This window comes from Blastocatellia bacterium, from assembly GCA_035275065.1.
Classification (GTDB): Bacteria; Acidobacteriota; Blastocatellia; order UBA7656; family UBA7656; genus DATENM01.
In genome coordinates this window covers 227,301-246,754 of the sequence record DATENM010000064.1, presented here as the reverse complement: position 1 = coordinate 246,754, position 19,454 = coordinate 227,301, and the positions used below count along the sequence as shown (strand labels likewise).

13 protein-coding genes and 1 pseudogene are annotated in these 19,454 nt (G+C 56.1%); 1 reads left to right on the top strand and 13 read right to left on the bottom strand.

From position 1 onward, the window contains the following. From VJ464_15810 to VJ464_15765, 10 genes and pseudogenes are all read right to left on the bottom strand, one after another. Positions 1 to 372 (bottom strand): methyltransferase domain-containing protein (locus tag VJ464_15810; protein ID HKQ06599.1); only part of this gene is annotated, 372 nt, incomplete at its 3' end. 104 nt (positions 373 to 476) lie between these two features. Then, complete coding sequence (locus VJ464_15805) at positions 477 to 2,987, bottom strand: hypothetical protein (protein ID HKQ06598.1); 2,511 nt, start codon at positions 2,985 to 2,987, stop codon at positions 477 to 479. Then, a complete protein-coding gene (locus tag VJ464_15800; GenBank protein ID HKQ06597.1) occupies positions 2,936 to 3,703 on the bottom strand; it encodes a glycosyltransferase family 2 protein in 768 nt (255 codons plus the stop codon). The genes VJ464_15805 and VJ464_15800 overlap by 52 nt, the downstream gene beginning before the upstream one ends. Continuing rightward, on the bottom strand, positions 3,693 to 4,355 hold the full coding sequence (locus VJ464_15795; GenBank protein HKQ06596.1) for a class I SAM-dependent methyltransferase: 663 nt from the start codon (positions 4,353 to 4,355) through the stop codon (positions 3,693 to 3,695). The genes VJ464_15800 and VJ464_15795 overlap by 11 nt, the downstream gene beginning before the upstream one ends. 19 nt (positions 4,356 to 4,374) lie before the next feature. After that, complete coding sequence (locus tag VJ464_15790) at positions 4,375 to 5,301, bottom strand: NAD-dependent epimerase/dehydratase family protein (protein HKQ06595.1); 927 nt, start codon at positions 5,299 to 5,301, stop codon at positions 4,375 to 4,377. Positions 5,302 to 5,357: 56 nt separating this feature from the next. Continuing rightward, positions 5,358 to 5,933, bottom strand: a complete 576-nt coding sequence (locus VJ464_15785) for a hypothetical protein (protein ID HKQ06594.1) — start codon at positions 5,931 to 5,933, stop codon at positions 5,358 to 5,360. Between the two features lie 535 nt (positions 5,934 to 6,468). Continuing rightward, positions 6,469 to 7,434 carry a glycosyltransferase family 2 protein gene (locus tag VJ464_15780; GenBank protein HKQ06593.1) on the bottom strand — a complete coding sequence of 322 codons (966 nt, stop codon included), beginning with the start codon at positions 7,432 to 7,434 and terminating at the stop codon, positions 6,469 to 6,471. A gap of 89 nt (positions 7,435 to 7,523) precedes the next feature. Continuing rightward, a pseudogene (locus VJ464_15775) lies at positions 7,524 to 8,288 on the bottom strand (ABC transporter ATP-binding protein). Positions 8,289 to 8,295: 7 nt separating this feature from the next. Continuing rightward, on the bottom strand, positions 8,296 to 9,189 hold the full coding sequence (locus tag VJ464_15770) for an ABC transporter permease (GenBank protein ID HKQ06592.1): 894 nt from the start codon (positions 9,187 to 9,189) through the stop codon (positions 8,296 to 8,298). A 303-nt stretch (positions 9,190 to 9,492) separates the two neighbouring features. After that, the gene (locus VJ464_15765; GenBank protein HKQ06591.1) at positions 9,493 to 11,985 is read right to left on the bottom strand and encodes a glycosyltransferase family 2 protein; all 2,493 of its coding nucleotides are present in this window, start codon (positions 11,983 to 11,985) and stop codon (positions 9,493 to 9,495) included. A gap of 412 nt (positions 11,986 to 12,397) precedes the next feature. Between VJ464_15765 and VJ464_15760 the strand changes: the two genes are divergently transcribed. Next, positions 12,398 to 14,392: a tetratricopeptide repeat protein gene (locus VJ464_15760; GenBank protein ID HKQ06590.1), complete on the top strand. Its 1,995-nt coding sequence runs from the start codon at positions 12,398 to 12,400 to the stop codon at positions 14,390 to 14,392. Positions 14,393 to 14,636: 244 nt separating this feature from the next. Here the strand turns inward: VJ464_15760 and VJ464_15755 are convergent, their stop codons facing one another. The 3 genes from VJ464_15755 to VJ464_15745 form a co-directional block, all read right to left on the bottom strand. Continuing rightward, positions 14,637 to 16,631, bottom strand: a complete 1,995-nt coding sequence (locus VJ464_15755; GenBank protein ID HKQ06589.1) for an HYR domain-containing protein — start codon at positions 16,629 to 16,631, stop codon at positions 14,637 to 14,639. A 334-nt stretch (positions 16,632 to 16,965) separates the two neighbouring features. Continuing rightward, a complete protein-coding gene (locus tag VJ464_15750; GenBank protein ID HKQ06588.1) occupies positions 16,966 to 17,535 on the bottom strand; it encodes a hypothetical protein in 570 nt (189 codons plus the stop codon). Between the two features lie 103 nt (positions 17,536 to 17,638). Next, the gene (locus VJ464_15745; protein HKQ06587.1) at positions 17,639 to 19,393 is read right to left on the bottom strand and encodes a hypothetical protein; all 1,755 of its coding nucleotides are present in this window, start codon (positions 19,391 to 19,393) and stop codon (positions 17,639 to 17,641) included. Positions 19,394 to 19,454 lie beyond the last annotated feature (61 nt).

The following is a 19,454-nucleotide window of genomic DNA, read 5'->3' as shown; positions in this document are numbered from 1 at the left end:
CTGCTGGCCTTCGTCGGCCGAGAGGTGTTCGAGGACTTCGATGCAGACGATCAGATCATAGGACTGCGGCAGCGGCTCGGTCAGCGAGCCGGTGCGGCAGAAGGGGCGGATGTCTTCGCGCACTTGCGAGATGGCGTACTCCGAAATGTCTATCCCGTAGGCGGCGACTCCGCGATCACGGAGCGATTCAACTAAAAGGCCGATGGCACACCCCGCGTCGAGCAAGGTTGTTGGGCGGAAGGCGTTGACTATGCGGTTAGCGACAGAGCCAAAGAAGCCGAGCCAGACTTCGTCGCGGTCATAAGGCCGATCACCGCAGCCGTGCGCGTAATAGTATGCGTCATAGGATTTCGATATACTTCGTGAGTCCATAATCAAGTTCTCTCGCCCATACCCGCCGAGAAAGCGCCTCACAGGCGCTACGCATTCTTGCAGGAAAGCGGCCCTGCATTCAAGCTCGATCCTTTTCAGAAAAACTAATCGGAGCCAGGAGATTTGATCAATCGAAAATCGGTAATCTGGATCCGGTTCTGTCCCGTCGCGGCAGGCCCATAAGCCGGTCTGATCATGATGCCTGTCAGACGCGTGTCATAGCTCGTCTCCAAAAGCTTCAAGTCATAACTGTACGCGTGCAGCCCGGCGTCGCCCAGCAGCGGGATCGTCACCGCGATGTCCTCGTGGAATCCGACCTGCTCGTTGATCTTATAGTAGATCTTAACCGCCCGCCTTTCGATCTCAGGGGGGACAGAGAGGCGAATGTAGAAATGGGAGTAATCGCCGATCCGTACGTTTAAAGGCGCAATGTATTCAATCGTTGGATTTTGGTCTGAAATGAACCAGGTGGCCGGCGCGCCGCTCTCCTTGCCCGTAGCCACCATGTTGGCTGCCCGCCACAATTGACGGTCCGACACGTCAAGCCGCAAGTCATCGGGGGTCGTCGGAATGAACATCGGAGAAAGGTCAGTGTTTGACGGCCTCCTCTGTCCATCGGCATTCACAGGCGGCGCAGAGCCATCTAGATAGAGATCAATATAAGGATAGCGATACATCGCCCAATCGTCAGCCAGATTTCCGCCGCCGCTCGAAGACAGCCGCATCGTCAGGGTCTGCCCCGCATAATCTGAGAGCGGTATGGTAAACGGATGCCACTCGCGTTGATCTGCTCTCAAGTATTGGCTGAAGGCCAGCGCCGCAGACTTACCTCCCGCCTGGATATAAACTTCAAAGATTATACCGTCGGCAATCAGCTCTCTCGGTGCGCCTTCGCTTACAGCAATCGCGGAATGAAAATCGGCTTGCTTGAGATTGGCTGGCAAAGCGACTGTCCAGGAGACTGAGTTCGGCGTGTGCAAAAAGAGATTCAGATGTCTGTAGTCGGAAAACGGCACAGGAGTGGCTGAAAGGTCCGCCGACCACCAGACGTCAGGCAAGCCAGGCGTCTCCTTTAGACGAACGGTGTCGAGCAGGAAGTCGCCTTGCAGCGTCCACTGCTGGTGATCCGAGAAGGCTGACAACCGATGCTTTTCAAGCAGCCCGCCCATTACATCCATGTAGTAAGGGATTCCTACTGGCCATATTACCAGCGTGTTCTCGCCATAGGTCGGGGCGGTCTTGTAGTTGCGCACGGAGGCAGCCGAGGCTGGAGCGCGCGTCTTCAAAAATATCGTCTTGTCTGCGAAGGTGAGATTGGAAGTGATAAACAATATTGCGATGAGCAGCAGCGTTGCCGCGCCCCAAACCAGAGGGGTCCAGGAAATGATCCTGCTGCGAGGCGACGCTCCCGCAGGCGCCGCCGCCCGATTCGTCCACAACACGTAGGCGAGTCCGATGAGGCCCAACCAGAAAGGCATTGAAATGGTCGTATACCATGGAGCGATTGAGTCACGAAATATGCTGATCTGCCATGCGCTGAGCAAGCTCGATGCGATGAACGAAAGCGCCGGCACGGACTGCCTGAGCGCCGGCAGCGAACGCCTGCTTGCCAGCAACACAAGCCCTATTGTCAACAAGACCAGGCCCAGAATCCCATTCTGCGTCGCCATCGTGAGCGGCAGGTGATTGATGCCGATGTTGTTTGAGAACGGCCTGCCGATGGTATCTATCACAAAGACGTAATTGAATAGAGATTTGATCGTCGAGCGGGTTCCTTGAGGCTGGTTGAGGATGAGAAAATAGATGTAAGGCATCGTGGAGAGCGCCGCCGCCGCCAGCCAGATCGCGTAATGAAGGATTTTACGGCAGCCGAGCAGCACGAGCCCGATCAGAAACAAAGGCCAGGCAATAGGCCCGCTGCCGAATGACAGCGTTGCGATGACGCCTCCGGCTGCCATCACCAGTGTGCCTTTAAGGGTATTCGGATAGCGGGCCAGCCCCCATACGCCTAACGCGAGCCCCAACTGGTTGAAGCCCATACACATCGTCTGAAAGTCGTGCTCGAACACGCTGATTTGCGACACGGAAAAAACCAGCGTGGAAAGCACAGGCCATAATGCCAAGGATACGAAACCGCGCCTGGCGCCAGTTAAGTGTGTGAACGAGTTATGAATCAGTGCCAGCTTAATGGCGGCCAGTAAGATTCCAAAATATAAGACCGAGTAGACATTGAAATGAGTCAAACGAGCCATCGCGATGTAGGCGAGCGCCGGGAACAGATTCGAATGAGTAAAAAAGAAGGTGTCGCGTATGAAGAACCGCCAGTCGTAAGTCCCATCAAGCACGCGACCGAGAAACCTGTCCATGAAGAAAGCGTCGTCGCTGGAAGGGGTGTTCGCGCCGGTCGTGGCAATAATGTGGATGATATTGAGCAGCGGCAGTAGAGTTAAGAAGGCGGCGCCGGCGATTGCGATGTAGCGTGCAGCGTTGCGCCGACGCATAGGAAACGTTCTTTTGACCATGGGTTCTATGCCGGATTTGGTATCGACGTCGTCGCGCGAAATCAAACCGCCGCGCGGCTCCGGGACTTTGCCGAGTGCGCCCGCTGCGGCCATCTGCCCAACATTCTGGCGAGACAGCCTTGCGCCAGCACCCTCGCATATCCCAAGCCGACGCGCGAGAAGACGAATTTGGATTCGCCGGCCATGCGCCGTCCCTGTCGCCCTTTCAGTTCGCGAATCTTTCCGCCGGCGAGCCAGGTCTTCAGCGTGATTTCAGGCGAGATTTCAAAGCCGCCTGATTCGAGGCTCAACCCGCGTATGTAATCTATATCGAACCCGCGAAATGCGTAGGTAATGTCGCTCAGGTGCACCCCCACAAGCACGCGACAAAGTAGGCGATACCAGAAATGGTAGAAGCGATACAAGAAGCCTATGTTCGCGTGATCTTCAGCGCCCATATACCTGGACAGTAAAACGAGGTGACAGCCCTCTCGCTTAATGCTCTCATGAAAATCCGGGATGGCCGCCAGCGGGTCTACCAGGTCGCCCATCACGACGATGCCGACTTTCCCCGAAGCGTGCTTGATGCCAAACCGTATGGCGTTTCCGATGCCGCGCGGCAGCCCCTTGTGCAGCGCTTTGACCCGGCTGTCGGCGTTAGAGAGGATGAACGCCTCGCGGAATGTATAATCGTCGCTGCAATCGTCAATGATGAGTACCTCAGCCGACAGGTCGCTCTGTTCGATCAGCGCCGTCAGTTTCTGCACCAGCGTCGGGATGTTCTGCTCTTCATTCAAGCAGGGGACGATTATGGAGATTTCAGGATTCAACGCCGGCCTCCTTTATTGCGACGATTAGAAACTGCTGCCCGAACACGCGCCACGCGATGGGCAGGCGTAAGTACAGGCGCACAAGCCAGGCCCACTGCGGCAATCGTGACTTGGTCGAGAAAGGCAAGAACCTGGCGATGACCCGCTCAAAGCTTGAAAACTTCGCCAGCCGCAGCCCCTCGACCATCGAGGCTTCGGTGTAGGCGCAGTAGTGGTCAAAAAAATCGAAGTAGTTGCGGAAACAATACTTGAAATTCGGCTGCAATATGATGAGCCAGCCGCCCGGCTTCAGCACCCTGTGAAAATCTACGAGCGCCCGCAACACGTCGTCGCGCGCCGGCAGGTGCTCTAAGACGTTACTGACGAAGACAACGTCGAAGAATCTATCAGGGAACGCGAGCGAGCGCACATCCTGCACCGAAAAAGCGACCTCGGGGCTGACGAAGCGGGCGAACGCCAGGTCATGGTCTATGGCGAATTTCTGCGGACTCTTAACACAGTTGATGAACTCGCCCCAACCGCTGCCGACATCGAGCAGCCGACCCCGCGGTCCCGACGAGATCAATGGCTGTAGATAGCCTTCGATGATGGCCTGCCAAAGCTCACGCCGTTTTTCTATTTCTCTCTTCTCATCAAACTGAATGTGCGTCATCCGGCGACTCCGGGCTTCATCAGTGGCGCACCGTACCGGCGTAAACCTTGCGCATCCACTCGAGGGTCTGAGGCACCCCCTCTTCCAGAGTAACCTTCGGGTTGTGACCGAATGCCTCTGCCGCCTTCGTGATATCCGGTCGCTTGTTTTGCACGTTATGCTTGTCCTGCGGCAAGTAAGTGACCTTTGAATCGTCAAGACCGAGGGTATTCAGTATGAGGTTGCTCAACTCTTCGACGCTGCGATATTCGTTGCCGCCGATATTGTAGACCTGGCCGGGTATAAAGTGATCTACGACGCTCGCCAGTGTCGGGATGAAATCATCAATGTACATGAAGACGCGGTGATAATCCTTGTAAATGGTATAAGGGAGGTCGTGCAGGGCGCGGTAACAAAACAAACAGACGACGCTGCGGTAGTGGTGATAGTACTCGCCCGGGCCATAGGCGTTGAAGAAACGGAGCCGGACGATCTCTGTCCCGAACCGTTTCTCGAAATTCATGCACTGAATCTCGTTCACCCACTTGGTGACGGCGTAGTCGTTCTGCTGAATGATAGAAGAGTTGAGCGGCATCTCTTCAGAGAGAATGTCTGCGTGCTTGTCCCCGTAGATCTCAGAAGAGGATGCGAAGATAAGGCGAAATCCTTTCTTCTTCTGCCACTCCAGAATGTTGCGTGTGCCGATGACGTTCGTCTGCCAGAGGGTGTCGTAATATTCTTCGCCGTTTATCCGGCCGAACTCGGCGGCCAGATGGTAAACGTAATCGTAATCCTGCTCGAACACGCGCTCAAGCTGACGGTAAGAACCGACGTCGGCGCGTACGTAGTTTTCGTCTGCTTGATGTTGCAGGTCGGCCTGCCAGACTTCATGGCCGCGAGCCTTCAGCTCGCGCACTAACGGTGTTCCGAGCGTACCCTTGGCTCCTGTAACAAGTATCCTGGCCATTATTACCTCTTATAAAACATTCAGTTTGAATCTGTGCCGGCACGGACTGTAGCAAGTCAGCGCTTCTGCCAGTGCCCGGCGACCGGCCTCGCGTCATTGAAGCCGAAACCGAAATTCAATTCGGCGTTCCCATCCGAGAGCGTGTTTCTCAAAAGCCAGTTGTTGTTGGCTGTATTATAAAGGCCGACGCCATCTTGGCCGTCGCCATCCCAATCGCCTGCGACCGGCAAGAAGCCGCTCGCGCCAGGTATGCCGAAGGCAAAAGAGACACCCTTATCATCGCCGGGCGTATTCGTGGCTCTTAAAAACCATAGTGCGCGGCTTGGATCATACAACCCGACCGTGGCTTTGCCGTCGCCGTCCCAATCGCCGGCGATAGGCACCCAGTTTACGCCGGGCGGGCCGAACGTAAAAGAGATGCCGCTGTCATCGCCGGGCGTGTTTGTCGCCCGCAAGAACCATAACCCGCGCGACGGGTCATACAAGCCCGGCGTGCTTCTACCGTCGCCGTCCCAATCACCTGCTACGGGCAGCCATCCGGCTTTGGCGACGCCGTACGTGAATACATATTCTGCGTCGCCGGGCGTGCCACTGTTACGAAGATAAAACTTCCCTTCCGATGCCCTGTACACTCCTATACCCTCACCAGCGCCCCCGACGGATTTAGCCTGCTGAGACTCGTTTGTGCCCGGCTTCGTTTTGGCGCAGGCGGCAAACAGGCTGATGATGGCGAGTATAGATAAAACTCTGGCAAGCCCTGGCTTCATTTAGCGTGACCCTTTCACTGTAATGTAAGAAGGCCAAAAATCTGCGGCCTGATTTTGAGCCGCTGGCCGAAGAACAAAGAGGATAATTATCTTGTAGAGTGAGCCAAACCGCAAGCGGAATGGCTCAATTATCGAAGGAGGGAAGAGCCATTCCGCTGCGGGGTCTCGTGGCGGGTACCTTCTAGCATGGGCAAGTCAATAGTCATTAGTAGCGGTTTTTTGTAATTAACTACACTTCAAAAGACAGGGTAAGAAGGCCGCGGCCTCGGCTTTTTACGGCCATCTTCTGGGGTGCTAATGATGTAACCCTGGTTGTAAAAGGATGCACAATACTCCCATGCGGGCCGATGATCGACAGGCTCGAAGGACGGGGAAGCCTGATAAGCGCCAAACGAGGGCATCAGCCCAGCGAGGCGCCGGCGTGCCTGAGAGCCGAGAGCCGTTGGGCCATTTCATGGCGACGAAGGCTTTGCGAAGGCAATCGAGCGAGAATCAGCTTGATGATGAAAACCGCCTGCATCGCGATTCGATAGGCAAGCACCGAGCCGCGACCGCGATGCTTGCGAAGAAAGAGCATCTGGCTCAGGTAAAATTGTCGAAGCATCTCGTAATGGCATTTCTCCGTGGACGCTCCGCCGAGATGGATGACCGTGCCCGCCGCCGAAAAGCAAATCGCCCAGCCTCGTTGCTTAAGCCTGAGGCAGAGGTCCTCGTCTTCCGAGTACATGAAAAACTGCTCATCGAACAAACCGACTTCATCAAGCGCCGCCCGGCGCAGCATCAGGCAGGCTCCCTCGATCCAGTCCACCGAACAATCGATCAGTTTGTCGTCGAGGGCCGGACGGTAAACCCTCCGCAGTTGCCGGGTGCGTAGCCAATTGAAGATGCCCGCCTGCTCAATCGCCTGATTCAGCAGGGTGAGAAAATTTCTGGTGTTGACAAACGGCACGCCGGTGGGATGAATCATCCTGCACCCGGCGGCCCCGCAACGGTCATTCGTGCACAGGCAATCACACAGCACCCGGAAAGCTTCCGGCGTCAGCCGGGCATCGCTGTTGACGAGCAGGACAAACGGCGCGCGGGTCGCCTTGATGCCCTGGTTGCAAGCCACGCCGAAGCCAAGGTTTGTCGGATTGTCAATGACCATCGCTTGCGGATAAGTGTCGCGCACTGCCGCACTGCTTCCGTCGCTCGAAGCATTGTCAACCACGACCAGTTCGATGTCCTGACCTGACGTGCTGTCGATCACCGAAGCCAGACATTCCAGCAGCAAAGCTCTGGTGTTATAGCTGACGATGATGATGGCGACCTGAAAACCTGCATTCATGATTGGCGAGACCATAGTGCGCAAGTTGACGAGTGTCAAACTTGCCCTTAAGGCATGGGCGGGCAAAACGAGGCGAAGTGTTCGCCGGCACCCAGGACCTACACGATGACCGGCTCTGAGTCGCAGGTCGCACTATAGTAATCAACCACCTCGATGGCCGATCCCTGCTTCTCAATCCGTCCATTTCTTAAAAGGATCGCATGGCGACAAAGCTGACTGACGAGGCTGAGCCCGTGGCTGACGAACAGCACCGTCCTACCGTGCCGGGTGACGTCATCCATTTTGCCCAGACATTTCTTTTGAAAACTGGCGTCGCCGACCGCCAGCACTTCGTCGACGATGAGGATGTCCGGATCAAGATGCGCCGCCACCGCAAACGCCAGGCGCACGTACATCCCGCTTGAGTAGCGCTTGACCGCCGTGTCGATGAAGCGTTGGAGTTCTGCGAACGCGACGATCTCGTCAAACCGTGCGTCGATTTCGCGTCGCCGCAGGCCAAGCACCGCGCCATTCAGATAGATGTTCTCCCTGCCGCTCAGGTCGGGATGAAAGCCGGTGCCGACTTCCAGAAGGCTGGCGACGCGGCCATACAGTTCGACGCGCCCGCTGGTCGGCTCAATGATGCGCGAGAGCACTTTGAGCAGCGTCGATTTGCCCGCGCCGTTCGGCCCGATGATGCCCAGCACCTCACCGGGCATCACGTCGAAGCTCACATCCTTCAACGCCCAGAGGGGGACGCTGTCCGGCCGGCCATTGCGACGCAGTCGCCGGAACGGCGCTTGCACCGCCTTGACCAGTGATTCGCGCAGCGTGTCGTAATGCACCGAAGGCCGGTCGCCGGGCGTGATGTGGAATTGCTTGCTCAGATTTTGTACTCGTATGATCGGTCTCATCAGTGCATCAAAGGAATTCTGCGAAGTGACGCTCCATGCGCTTAAACGAGTAAGTCGCATATACTAGCAGCACCAACGTCGCAAGGCTGGCATAGCCGAGCGCCGGCCAGTCAAAGGCTTTGCCAAACAACGCCGCGCGAAAGCCCTCAGTAATGCCGGTAATCGGGTTGAGCCGCATCATCCATCGCCACTCATCCGGCACAAGGCTCGATGGGTAGATGATCGGCGAGACGAACATCCACACCTGCATTAAGAATGGCAGCGCATAGCGCACGTCCCGGTATTTCACATTCAATGCCGCAAGCCAGATCGACATGGCCAAAGCAAACAACGTCGTCAGCACGATCAGCGGCACGAGCATCAAAAGACCCCAGGTCATCGCAAATCGATAATAGATCAACAGCCCGACGAGCAGCACCGAAGCAATGGCAAAGTCAAACAACCCTGCGCCGACCGCCGCCGACGGAATGATTAACCGGGGGAAGTAGACTTTGGTAATTAAATTGGTGTTGCCAATCAGACTGCTGGCTCCGCTGATCACCGCATTTGAAAAATACGACCACAGCGTCAATCCTGTGTAAAAAAAGATCGCATGCGGAATGCCCTCAGTCTCGACGTGCACCAGCCGGCCGAAGAAATAGGTGAAGATAATCATCAGCACAAGCGGCTGGATGATTGCCCAGGCCGCGCCGAGCAGCGTCTGTTTGTAGCGCACCTTGACATCGCGCCAGATCAAGAAATAAAGCAGCTCGCGGTACGCCCATAGCCCGCGAAGATCAAGCGCCGCCCAGCGCGGCCGCGCCTCAATCAATACCACCGGCTGACGGGGCAGGTCGTAGACCGGCCCTTCGCTTGGCGCACCTGGAGTTTCATCGGATAGCGTTTGCAATGCGGTCTCCATTTCGTGTTTCATCCCCAGTTTGCGCCATGCTATTCGGGACTAATGACAGGCAATCACAACCTTGAGTCTAAAGGCGAGGGGTCTGGCTGTCAATCGAGCCGCCTCCGGAGTCATGCCCAGTGAAAAAGAGTGCCTCATAACAATCGTTGGGATAAAGACGCGTTACTCGCTCTCCGCCATCGCCAACCTCTTTTATAGTCCATTCATTGGTATCTTTAGTTTCTATTAATCCAGCCTTAAGGACTTTCTCACGTGGCGGGAAGTCTAACCGCCGGCTGGCTATTCGTCAATCGGTTATCAAATTCACGCAGTTTGCCTTGCGGGCAAAGAGTTGGCGCAGCGGTATTGGCGGTGGCAGTAAACCCTGAATGAAAGTGTACCCTGAGCAGGGTCGTGGTTTTCAAGATGCGGGCCTATCGCGTCGCTCGTGGTTGAGCTTCCCAGCATCTCCAAGGCGCCGCCGGGTGAGTGAGCGCTGAACTCCACGCAAAAATAGAAAGTCCTGTTGTTAGCGCCGCGAACCGGGTCGAACGCAAACAGGTTATACTGCCCCTCCCGAATGTCAGACGCCTTGCCTTCTACAACGGCGATGTCGCTCTCGCTGGTTCGAGACTCGCGCAGGCGCAGCTTTACCTTGCCTTTCTTGCTGCCGCCGCTCACCGAACATCTGATGGCAATCGCGCACAGGTCACCTTCGGCGACGAAGAACTCCTGGCCCACCGCGACGCCTTCGCGCGCCCTGGCGACGACTGCGTCAGCCATTTCTTGTGTGTAGACCAGAGACATCGCCTCTGGCTTCGAGTAATCGGTTTCGAAGTCAGCCTTAGCCATATTCAAATTCGGATTGTAGTAAGGATCGTCCAACAATTCATGATGCCAGTGTGCCCTCATGTAAGAAGACTCGGCAGAATTCACGTCGTTGCCGCGCGACGCCGATTCGTGGTGATAAAGTAGCGCATAAGGAGTGTAGACAATCAAGTAGCCCAATTGCCGTAGCCGCAGGCACAGATCAACGTCGTTGAAGGCAACGGGCAGTTCTTCATTCAATCCCTCGATCTCGTCAAACAACTCTCGCCTGATCATCAAGCATGCGGCGGTCACCGCGCTGTAGTTTCTTATGATGTTCGGGAAGTTGTAATAGCCGTGCCCTGTAAACCCCTCGACGAACTGTTGAGCGTGACCCGCGAGACCGCCGATCCCGAGGATGTCCCCCGCATGCTGAATCCGGCCCTTCGGGTAGAGCAGCTTTGCCCCAACGGCCCCGACTTCGGGGCGCTCAATATGCTCGACCATCGCGGAAAGCCACTCACTGCTGATCACCTCGGTGTCATTGTTTAAAAGTAGCAAATAGTCGCCGCTGGCGTCGCGCGCAGCCCGATTGTTCAGCCGCGAGAAGTTGAAAGGCCCAGGGTCTGTAATAACGCGATATGGTGACTGGCTGAGGTATTTCATGGTCGCGGGCTGGCGGCTGTCGTTGTCAATGATGATAATTTCATAATTCCGGTAAGCGGTATTCGACTCAATGCTGTGAATGCACCGGCGCAGCAGATTCAACCGGTCGCGCGTCGGAATGATGATCGAGACTTTTCGCTCGTCGTTTATTCGCCGCCTTACTCTGTAATAACCGCGCGAGGGGCCGCCTTCGACTTCGCCCTCGATGTTGCGCCGGTCGAGCGCGTTGGCGAGCGCCATCTTCGCAGCTTCGTAAGCGTACGGCTTTGCCTCCGCGCTCTCGGCTGCCGAGGTCGGAATCTTCCTCCAATGGTAAAGGATCTTGGGGATGTGCGCGATGCGCTTGGTCGCTTCCGTGAATCGCAGCGCCAGATCATAATCCTGACTGCCGTCAAGCCCGGCACGAAAGTCACCGATTCGCTCGACTATTTCTCTGCGATAAACTCCGAAGTGGCTGATGTAGTTGCAAGACAAAAGAAGGTCTGGCGACCACGCGGGCTTGAAAAACGGCTCCGAGCGGTGGCCTGCCGTGTCGATCTTGTCTTCGTCCGAATAAATTAAATCCGCGTCTACCTCCTGGAGCGTGGCGACAATTTCAAACAACGCGTCGGGCGTCAACTCGTCGTCGTGATCAAGCAATCCAATGAATTCGCCTGTGGCGAGCCCGAGCGCGCGATTCGACGCCGCGGCTATCCCCTGGTTGGTCTCGGCAAAGGCGACCTTGATGCGATTGTCGCTGGCCGAATACGCTTCGAGCACTTCACTGACCTGCCTTGCCGTCGAGCCGTCGTCGCAGAGGCAAAGCTCCCAGTGCGGATAATACTGGCCGACAACCGAATCAATGGCCTTAGTCAGGTATTCGCGGGGTGTGTTATAGACCGGCATGACTATGCTGACGGTAGGTTTATAGTGGAATCGGCTTATTCTCTGCCGCGCCTTTTCACGGTTGTACCTGAACTGCTCGCATCGTTTTGCCCACATCTCGTAGGATTCGCTCTCGTCCCTCTGACGAGTAAAAATACTCTTGAGATGCTTTAGCGCGGGGAGCAGGACGTGGTATTTGAACCGCCCGTAGCGCTTGAGTAGCCTCCAGCCGAGCGAGGCGGTTATTTTATTCAACTCCGCCTCTTTTTGTATCAACAACAACTGGCTTTTTGACAGGAGCGACTGCGTCAATGCAAGCTGTTGGCGCAGGGCGTCAATTTCGGCCTGTTTGCGCGTCAGTTCGGTGCGCAGCGCGCCCGTCTGCCCGCCGCCATGCCGGGCGTCGGGTTTGGCTGCTGCTTTTTCAGACGGAGGTTCCGACTGGCGCACATCAGACGTTTTAGGGTCCAGTCTCATCATCTTGCCCGAGGCGAAGAATCCGGCAGGCGTTTAATGGAACTAAGAGAACAGCGGCAGAACTATAAGGTCAGGGCTCGCTCGCCTGGCACCGACGATCAATCTATCATAACGAAGCGCTTCTACAAAAGCAGAGTTAGAGCGGCCCTGTCCTGATGTTCAAGGATTACCTCCGGCGGCCGGGGGCGACTTCTCGCTGGTTTTCTGCTTTCACCAATCTCAGATCATCAAAAACACCATGCCAGCTTCGGCAGTTATGATACACAATTTGAGTCTCAGAAGTTTTCTTTGGTCAGGTTCTTTTTGGGGCACTCTTTCAAACAGGGACGGTGAGAATGGGCGCCATATTGTTTGGCGTTTACTATTACGGTATAGTTGCTTACCCCAAGCAAGCGCGATTGATAGAGCGAAGGCAATGAAAACTGCCACTACTCCTACACGCCAATTGAAGAAAAAGACCCCTGCGAGACCGCCGACGCATGCCGGCCGGCCCTTTGGGCTGACCCGCAAGCGAGGCCTCTACGTGGCTATTGCGTTACTCATAGTGATTACGTTTGCTTGCTACGCAAACAGCCTTTGGAATGGCTTCGTGTTTGATGACCACCAACTGCTGACCAACGCCCGGCCAAAGAATTTCGCCAACCTGTTGACGATAGTTTTCAGCTCGTACAGGCCGGTGAGAAATATATCCTACGCGGTGGATTTCGGCTTATGGGGAGCGCGGCCGTTCGGGTTTCATCTCACCAACGTTCTTATCCACGCCGCGAATACCATAATGATTCTTTTCCTCGTTCGTCTGTTAACGAATCGTCTGGTCATCGCCTTCCTGGCAGCACTGATATTTTGCGTGCACCCGATACAGACGGACGCGGTGGCCTACATCTCAGGGAGGCGCGATGTGCTGTTCAGCTTCTTCTACATCGCAGCATTCTACAGCTACGTCAAGTACCGCCAGAGCCGCTCGGCAAAGCACTTCGCCGCATTTCTCGCATTATGGGCGATAAGCCTGATGTCGAAAGAAATGGCTGTGAGTTTGCCGTTAGTCGTTTTCATATGGAACCTCGGCGACGTGTGGGGGGAAGGCAGCGGGAGCTGGGCGAAGCGGAGCGTCGAAGCAGTGCGAAAAGTTCTGGTCAGAGACAAATGGCTTTACGCCGCGTTGCTGCTGGCCGTCATCGGCTTCGCTTGGTTTACAGTCTTTTACCAGAAAGCCAGCAGCCGGGCCGGGGGGCAAGATTGGTCTTACTGGGGCGGGAATTTCTATACCACGATACTTACAGTGATACGGGTGCACGCCTGGTACCTGAAGCAACTCGTCTATCCCACCCCCATCGCCCAGTATTATGGCGCCTTCGATCCGTCCACATCGCTTCTGGATTGGCGGGTCCTCGTCTCGCTGATTGTCATATTGCCGACGCTAATCGGCGGGTTTCTGCTGCTAAATAGGCATAAGCTGATGGCGTTCGCCATCTTATCTTACTTTGCCATGCTACTGCCGGTTAGCCAGATCATTCCACACCATGAGCTAGTGGCAGATCATTACCTATATCTTCCTATGGCAAGCTTTGGATTGCTGGTAGCAATAGCTATAACAAAGATCACGGGCGAGCGGACGAGGCGCGTTGCCTATGCCGCCGTCGGAGTTGCCGTAGTCGCGCTGGCGATAATGACCGTGATACGCAATACGACTTGGGAGAGTGACTTTACGGTGTGGAAAGCGAATTATGAGGCGGCGCCAAACTCACCGCGGGCGACCTACAACCTCGCGGTCATGTTTGAGGGCAGGGACCCGGAGAAGGCCGAAGTCCTCTTTAGGCGCACGCTTGAGCTTGATCCAACCTTCGACTATGCCTACGTGGCGCTTGCGCGGTTCTACGTCGGGCGGAACAGGCCCACGGAGGCCGAGGATTTGATACAGAAGGGGCTTGCTCTGACTAACGCCAGTACGGATGCTTCCGCGTCCCGGAATCCGCCTCTGCTGCGATCACAGTTGCTGACGATGCGCGCCTGGGCTAGTTGGAAGGCAGGGCAATTGCCAAAGGCGGAAAAAGCCTTGCGCCTGGCCATCGCTACCTACCCCCCGAACCCGGAGCCCTATATGGTTATGGCTAATTTTTATCATAATGATAATCGCGCAAAGGAGGAGGAGACACTCAAGCAGGCAGTCGATGCCAGCCCTTTTACCTATGAGGCGAACGCCCGTCTGGTGATGCTCTTAGTGCAGGATAAGAAGGATGACGAAGCCTCGGTTTATTTGGAGCATATGCTTGATACGATACCCGACGAGGGTGATTGTGAGAAAGCCAATATCTATATTACTTCCGCGAAAGCGGCGGTCTCCAGGAATACCAGTCTCTCAAATTTCTCTGAAAAGTTGAGCGAAATCGAGCGGCGTTGCCTGAGGCCATGATTTTAGGCGCCGCTATTGGAATTGATCCGCGAGTTGCGTGAACCCTCATTCAAGGTGCGCAGAACAGTTCAGCCGTAACCGGCAAATCCCACAGGCCGCCGGGCAAAAAAACACAGGAACTGGAGGAGGACATATGCCCTCCTCCAGTTCCTGTGTTGATCGTTCCGCGCTGATTTCAAGCAGCGCCAGCCGGCGCGCACTCATATTCAAGAAGCGGCGGCTGGCGCGGTCTGACTCATTTCATTCAGGTGCCGCAAAGGCAGGAGTTATCGGTCATTTTCCTGTCGGTGATCGTGCACTTCGTAGTGCCCGGCGGGAACTGTAACGAGGCGGTGCCTTTCAGTTGCGAAAAGTCCGCTTTAATCAGCACGCGCCGGTCTGACGGGTTGTGCTGAATCTCGACGATGCAGCCGCGCACCGTCGCCGTCCCTTTGCCAGTGAAGATCATGCCGTTGCAGCAGAAACGATACTCGCCCGTCAGGGTGTTGAACAACACGACATTGCCCGGATTGGAATCATCCTGCAAGCAGCCGTTGAAGACTGTCACGGTAAACGAGCAGCTTGCCGTATTGCCCGCCGTGTCGGTCGCCGTGCAGGTGACTGTGGTCGTGCCGACCGGGAAAGCGGACCCTGACGATGGGCTACAACTGACCGTGGGCGTGCCGCAGTTGTCTGTCGCCATGGGGGGCGGGAATGTGACAACGCCGCTTAAGGCGGGCGGACAACTAGCGGCAAGTGTAGTAGTGAAGTTGGCCGGACAGGTAATCACCGGCGGCGTCGTGTCTGTGCTACAGATTGACACATCATCTACGTGCCAGCCTGTAAAGGTATTCAGAAGCTGGTCAACCGTGTCGAAGCGGAAGCGCACCCGCACATTAGCGCATGTAGCGCCGGCCGAGAAGGATGTAGTCGCACTGTGCCAGTTGTTGTCGTTAATCAGGTTGGCTTTACTCAGGAGCGGCGTCCAGGTTGTTCCTCCGTCGGTTGAGAAATCCACGTTGGCCAGATCCTTGCTAGGATCTGTCTCAACAAAGAGCAGGTAGTTGAAGCTGAGCGTCACCGTTCCGACGGCAGATATGGTCGGCGATACCAGATTCGACGCGTTTCTCGAACAGGTATTATAGTTGCAGGTAGCCGAGCAGGTTGCAGCTATCGTATTAACCGATGACGGAGCGAATGACCCAACAGAGATTTCCCTGGAGGCAATCTGTGTGGCGCAGGTGCCGACAACACACTCCTGGCCATAATAGAAAGTGGTCGGGGTGCTGTGGCCCGGAAGCTGTGCGCGGCAAGTCGTCGCCAGGTGCCACAAAGCAGGACCAGAGACAGGCACGACGCTCCACCCCTGCGCGCCTGTTTCGAAATTGAAGGTCGTGCAGCCTGATACGGCTTCGGCAGAATACTGACCCTCTAGCTGCTTTACAGACAATTGATAGCTGGCCCTTCTCCTTGAAGGTGAAGTCGTGACCCTCAAGAAGTATTTCCCTGTCTCCGGCACCGAATAGCGCAGCGGCTTGGTCGGGTTCGGGCTGTCGCTGTCGAAGGAATAGAGCGAGGTCAGCCCATCAGCCGAAAGTAATTCTACATTGACGTTGACCCGCCTGCCCTGGTTGTTGGAATTGTTCGTCAGGCTAAAATAGAGGGCCTTTCCCCCCTGCGCTTCTATCGAGTAATAGTCCCCATCGCCACGACCGGCGACGCCTGTCCGCGTCCCGCTCTGCGATTCAGTCGTCACAATCCTGTCCGCTGTGGTCAGCGCATCATTCGGCTCAAGCTCTGAGGCGGGAGCGTCTGGCGAGAGCTCCTGCATTTCTGCCATAAGCGCGTCGTACTCCCCCATCATGTCGGCAGTCGCAGGGTCCTGCTTGAGACGACTGGGATCAATATTTAATGCTGTGATCAGCGACCTGATTGAAGCCTCAAACTCCATCCGACGCTGATTGATCGTTTCTAACCGGGCTGCCCGCTGCGCATGATACCGGTTCACGATGGCGTCTACGATGCGGTTCATCTCCGCCGAAGGGATGGCCTTTTCTTGCAAGATGGCCTGTTGCATCTCAGCTTGCGTGACGGCAAGCTCTTCACGCGAGATGGATTGCAATGGTGTAGATGTTTTTGCTTGCACCTCGCTCTTAAGCTCAGGCGCAAGAGTTGGCAGCCAGCATTTCAAAGCAGCCAGAGCCAATACCAGCCCTATCAACTGCCATTTGCCTTTGCTGAACCCGCTTGAGTGTTTCATTTTGCGGCTCTCCGTCGCTCCTGGCGAATGCAGGATTTGTTTTCAGGTCAAAGCGCGCCGGGACTATCGCGATTTTGTCCACAGAAGGCGCAGAAGCAGTCCTCTGGAGGTCTGTTGTCCGAAGCGTCCACACCGGAAAGGCTATCGTAATAGCCCAAGGAACTCGATTCAAAACAAGCCCAATACCTGATTGATTAAGATCACCGTGATTCCTTGAACAGGAACTCAGTCTGGGCCGCATACTACGACTATTTAAGGACGTAGTCAAGGGCCGTGTGAAACTTTTCGCGGATCGCCCGCTGTGATCAGTCGGATGAGCGTGACGCGGGAAGGGCTAAGGCGTGACCGGATCTGCCGCGGGCGGTGGCATCTGAAGGAATCGCTGATCGCCGACCGCCATATGTTCGGCGATCACCAGGGCCGCGCGAACCAGCCCGACGAGTCCGATCTGCCCGGCACCGCCGCGGCTACCGGCCAGCAAGCTTTGACCGCTCACAGGCGCGCTCGCGTCGCAGTCAATCATCAAGCTTACCCCAGGACTCATAGCGATTTCGACTGGTCGATCAAAGACGCCGTCTTCGCCGGCTTTGAGTGCCTTGAGGTCGGAAGATTTCACTATCACTTCGCCACGCGTTATCGTAATGCGCGAGCGGTTACAAGGGACTTTCGCCCGCAAGCCATCCGGCGCCATCATCACAGCCGTTTCCGAGCCGGAGCGAAGCTCGACGCGCCCGCGCGGCCCAAAGAAAATTACCGCATGCCCGCGCGGCCCTGTGTTGATGGCGCTCCCGCTCAACACGGTCATGCCCGATTGGGCGGCGATCCCATTTATGAAAACGTCGTTCGCCTCGACCAGGGTGCCCGCCGTCTCAGGCCCTGGCTCAGAGGCGATGTCGACAAACATTGTCTTGCCGCGACCTTCAGAAGGAGCGGAAGCGAGCGGCACGAAAGCCCCAATCGCCGCTAGACCCGCAACCGTTAGAATCGTGGCCAGGCTTCTCATGAGATTATTCGAGGCGTATATTCATCGTCCGGAGGCTCATCCCCAAGCTACGCAAGTGGTCGAGCCTAGTTTGCGAAACTTTCGTGCTCGATACTAAAACTTCGTTGACGCCGTGCCTGCGGATCAGGTCAGGCAGATGATTGCTGCTGAAAATCTTGTAGCCGTGAATGAGCTTGCCCGCCTTGCGCGCGTCGTCATCAATAAATCCGATTGGTGTACAGCGGTGGCCGGGATTGTTGAGTATCTCGCGGATCAGAATCTCGCCGCCATCCCCTGCGCCATAAATCAACACGGGCTTCGCGCCCGGGTGTGCTTTCCCCTTCTTCGCTATCAAGACGCTCAGCAACCGGAACGATAGTCGGCTCGCCCCGACGAAGATGAAGAGGAGCAGCGCATCAAGCACGAAAACGGCGCGCGACGCAGTCCTGAACCTGCCCATCGCAAATGTGATTGCCGCGCTCGTGATGGTTCCCATCGCGACAGATTTCGCGACCGTTATCAAGTCGTCAATGCCCGTATAGCGCCACAGCCCGCGATAAACCCCGCCCAGCAAAAAGCAAAGCATGTGCGCCACGACGATGAGCGACAGGGTGCCGAAGAAAATACTCTTCTGCTCTTCGGGCATGTTCCCGTCGAAGCGCAGCAGGTACGCCCCATAATAAGCCAGCACGACGAGAAGCATGTCTAGGATCACCTCGAACACGCGCCGCTTGTAGGAGAAATCCGCCAGCACGCGGATGATGGTTTTGTCCGGCGGCTGCTCGTCCTCCTCGTACACGTGCACCTTGCCGAGGTAAAGCCCGACGAGAAGTATCGAGATCGCGAAGCTCGGGATGAGCAGCAGGGCAACTTCCACCTGGATGAGCCTCACGAGCAGCGCCAGCGTCCCTGATACCAACGCCAGCAGGTAAAGGATCATCACGGCGCGGCGCTCGGATACCCCTAGGGCGACGAGCCTGTGCGATGAATGGTCGCGCCCGCCCCGCGAAATCGGGCGGCCCGAAAGCTTACGGCTCACGGTAACCAGCGACGTGTCGAATATCGGGATCAGCAGGATCAGCACCGGCGTGAGCAGCACTGCCGTCAGGTTGCGCGTGCGGCCATAATCGCTCAACAATGCCATGCCGCTCAACATGAAACCAAGAAACATCGAGCCGCAGTCGCCCATAAATATTGAGGCCGGGTTGAAATTGAAGAACAAAAAACCTATCACCGCGCCGCCCAACAGGGCCGGCAACATCGCCTCGCTGGTCTGGCCGCTCAACATGAAGGTGATGGCCAGGTACACGCACGAGATCAGCGAGATGCCACCCGCCAGCCCATCCATGTTATCGAGCAGGTTTATCGCGTTGGTTATGCCGACTATCCAGAATATCGTGATGACATCGTTGACGGGCTGGGAACTAGTCCAAGGCAGTTGCACCCCCAGGTAGACTATCGTGGCAGCCGCCGCAAGCTGCACCACCAGCTTGGTGTATGGCTTGATGTTTTTGAGATCATCAATCAGGCCGGTCACAAACATCAGTGACCCGGCGGCCAGGATCGCGTAAACTCTCTCGTTTTTGACCCCGAACAAAAGGTAGCCCATCAGGAAGGCCAGATAAATGGCCACTCCACCGAGCAGCGCCGTCGCGCGGTTATGCCATCGGTCTTGTCTGGGCGCGGCGACGATTCCCTTTGCGCTCGCAAATTTTCGAACGAGCAGAGTGAAAATGGTCCCGAGCAGTAAAGTGGTGAGGCTTCCTGCGATTATCTTCATGTCCGTTCCTGCGAAAGTTTTACACGAAGCGTCGCACCGACCAGTGAAGCGACGCGCCGCG

Excerpts from the sequence above, each read along its gene's own strand:
- VJ464_15790 (HKQ06595.1), bottom strand. The coding sequence starts at position 5,301 with ATGGCCAGGATACTTGTTACAGGAGCCAAGGGTACGCTCGGAACACCG.
- VJ464_15765 (HKQ06591.1), bottom strand. The coding sequence starts at position 11,985 with ATGATGAGACTGGACCCTAAAACGTCTGATGTGCGCCAGTCGGAACCT.
- VJ464_15760 (HKQ06590.1), top strand. The coding sequence starts at position 12,398 with ATGAAAACTGCCACTACTCCTACACGCCAATTGAAGAAAAAGACCCCT.
- VJ464_15770 (HKQ06592.1), bottom strand. The coding sequence starts at position 9,189 with ATGGAGACCGCATTGCAAACGCTATCCGATGAAACTCCAGGTGCGCCA.
- VJ464_15745 (HKQ06587.1), bottom strand. The coding sequence starts at position 19,393 with ATGAAGATAATCGCAGGAAGCCTCACCACTTTACTGCTCGGGACCATT.
- VJ464_15755 (HKQ06589.1), bottom strand. The coding sequence starts at position 16,631 with ATGAAACACTCAAGCGGGTTCAGCAAAGGCAAATGGCAGTTGATAGGG.
- VJ464_15750 (HKQ06588.1), bottom strand. The coding sequence starts at position 17,535 with ATGTTTGTCGACATCGCCTCTGAGCCAGGGCCTGAGACGGCGGGCACC.
- VJ464_15795 (HKQ06596.1), bottom strand. The coding sequence starts at position 4,355 with ATGACGCACATTCAGTTTGATGAGAAGAGAGAAATAGAAAAACGGCGT.
- VJ464_15805 (HKQ06598.1), bottom strand. The coding sequence starts at position 2,987 with ATGGCCGCAGCGGGCGCACTCGGCAAAGTCCCGGAGCCGCGCGGCGGT.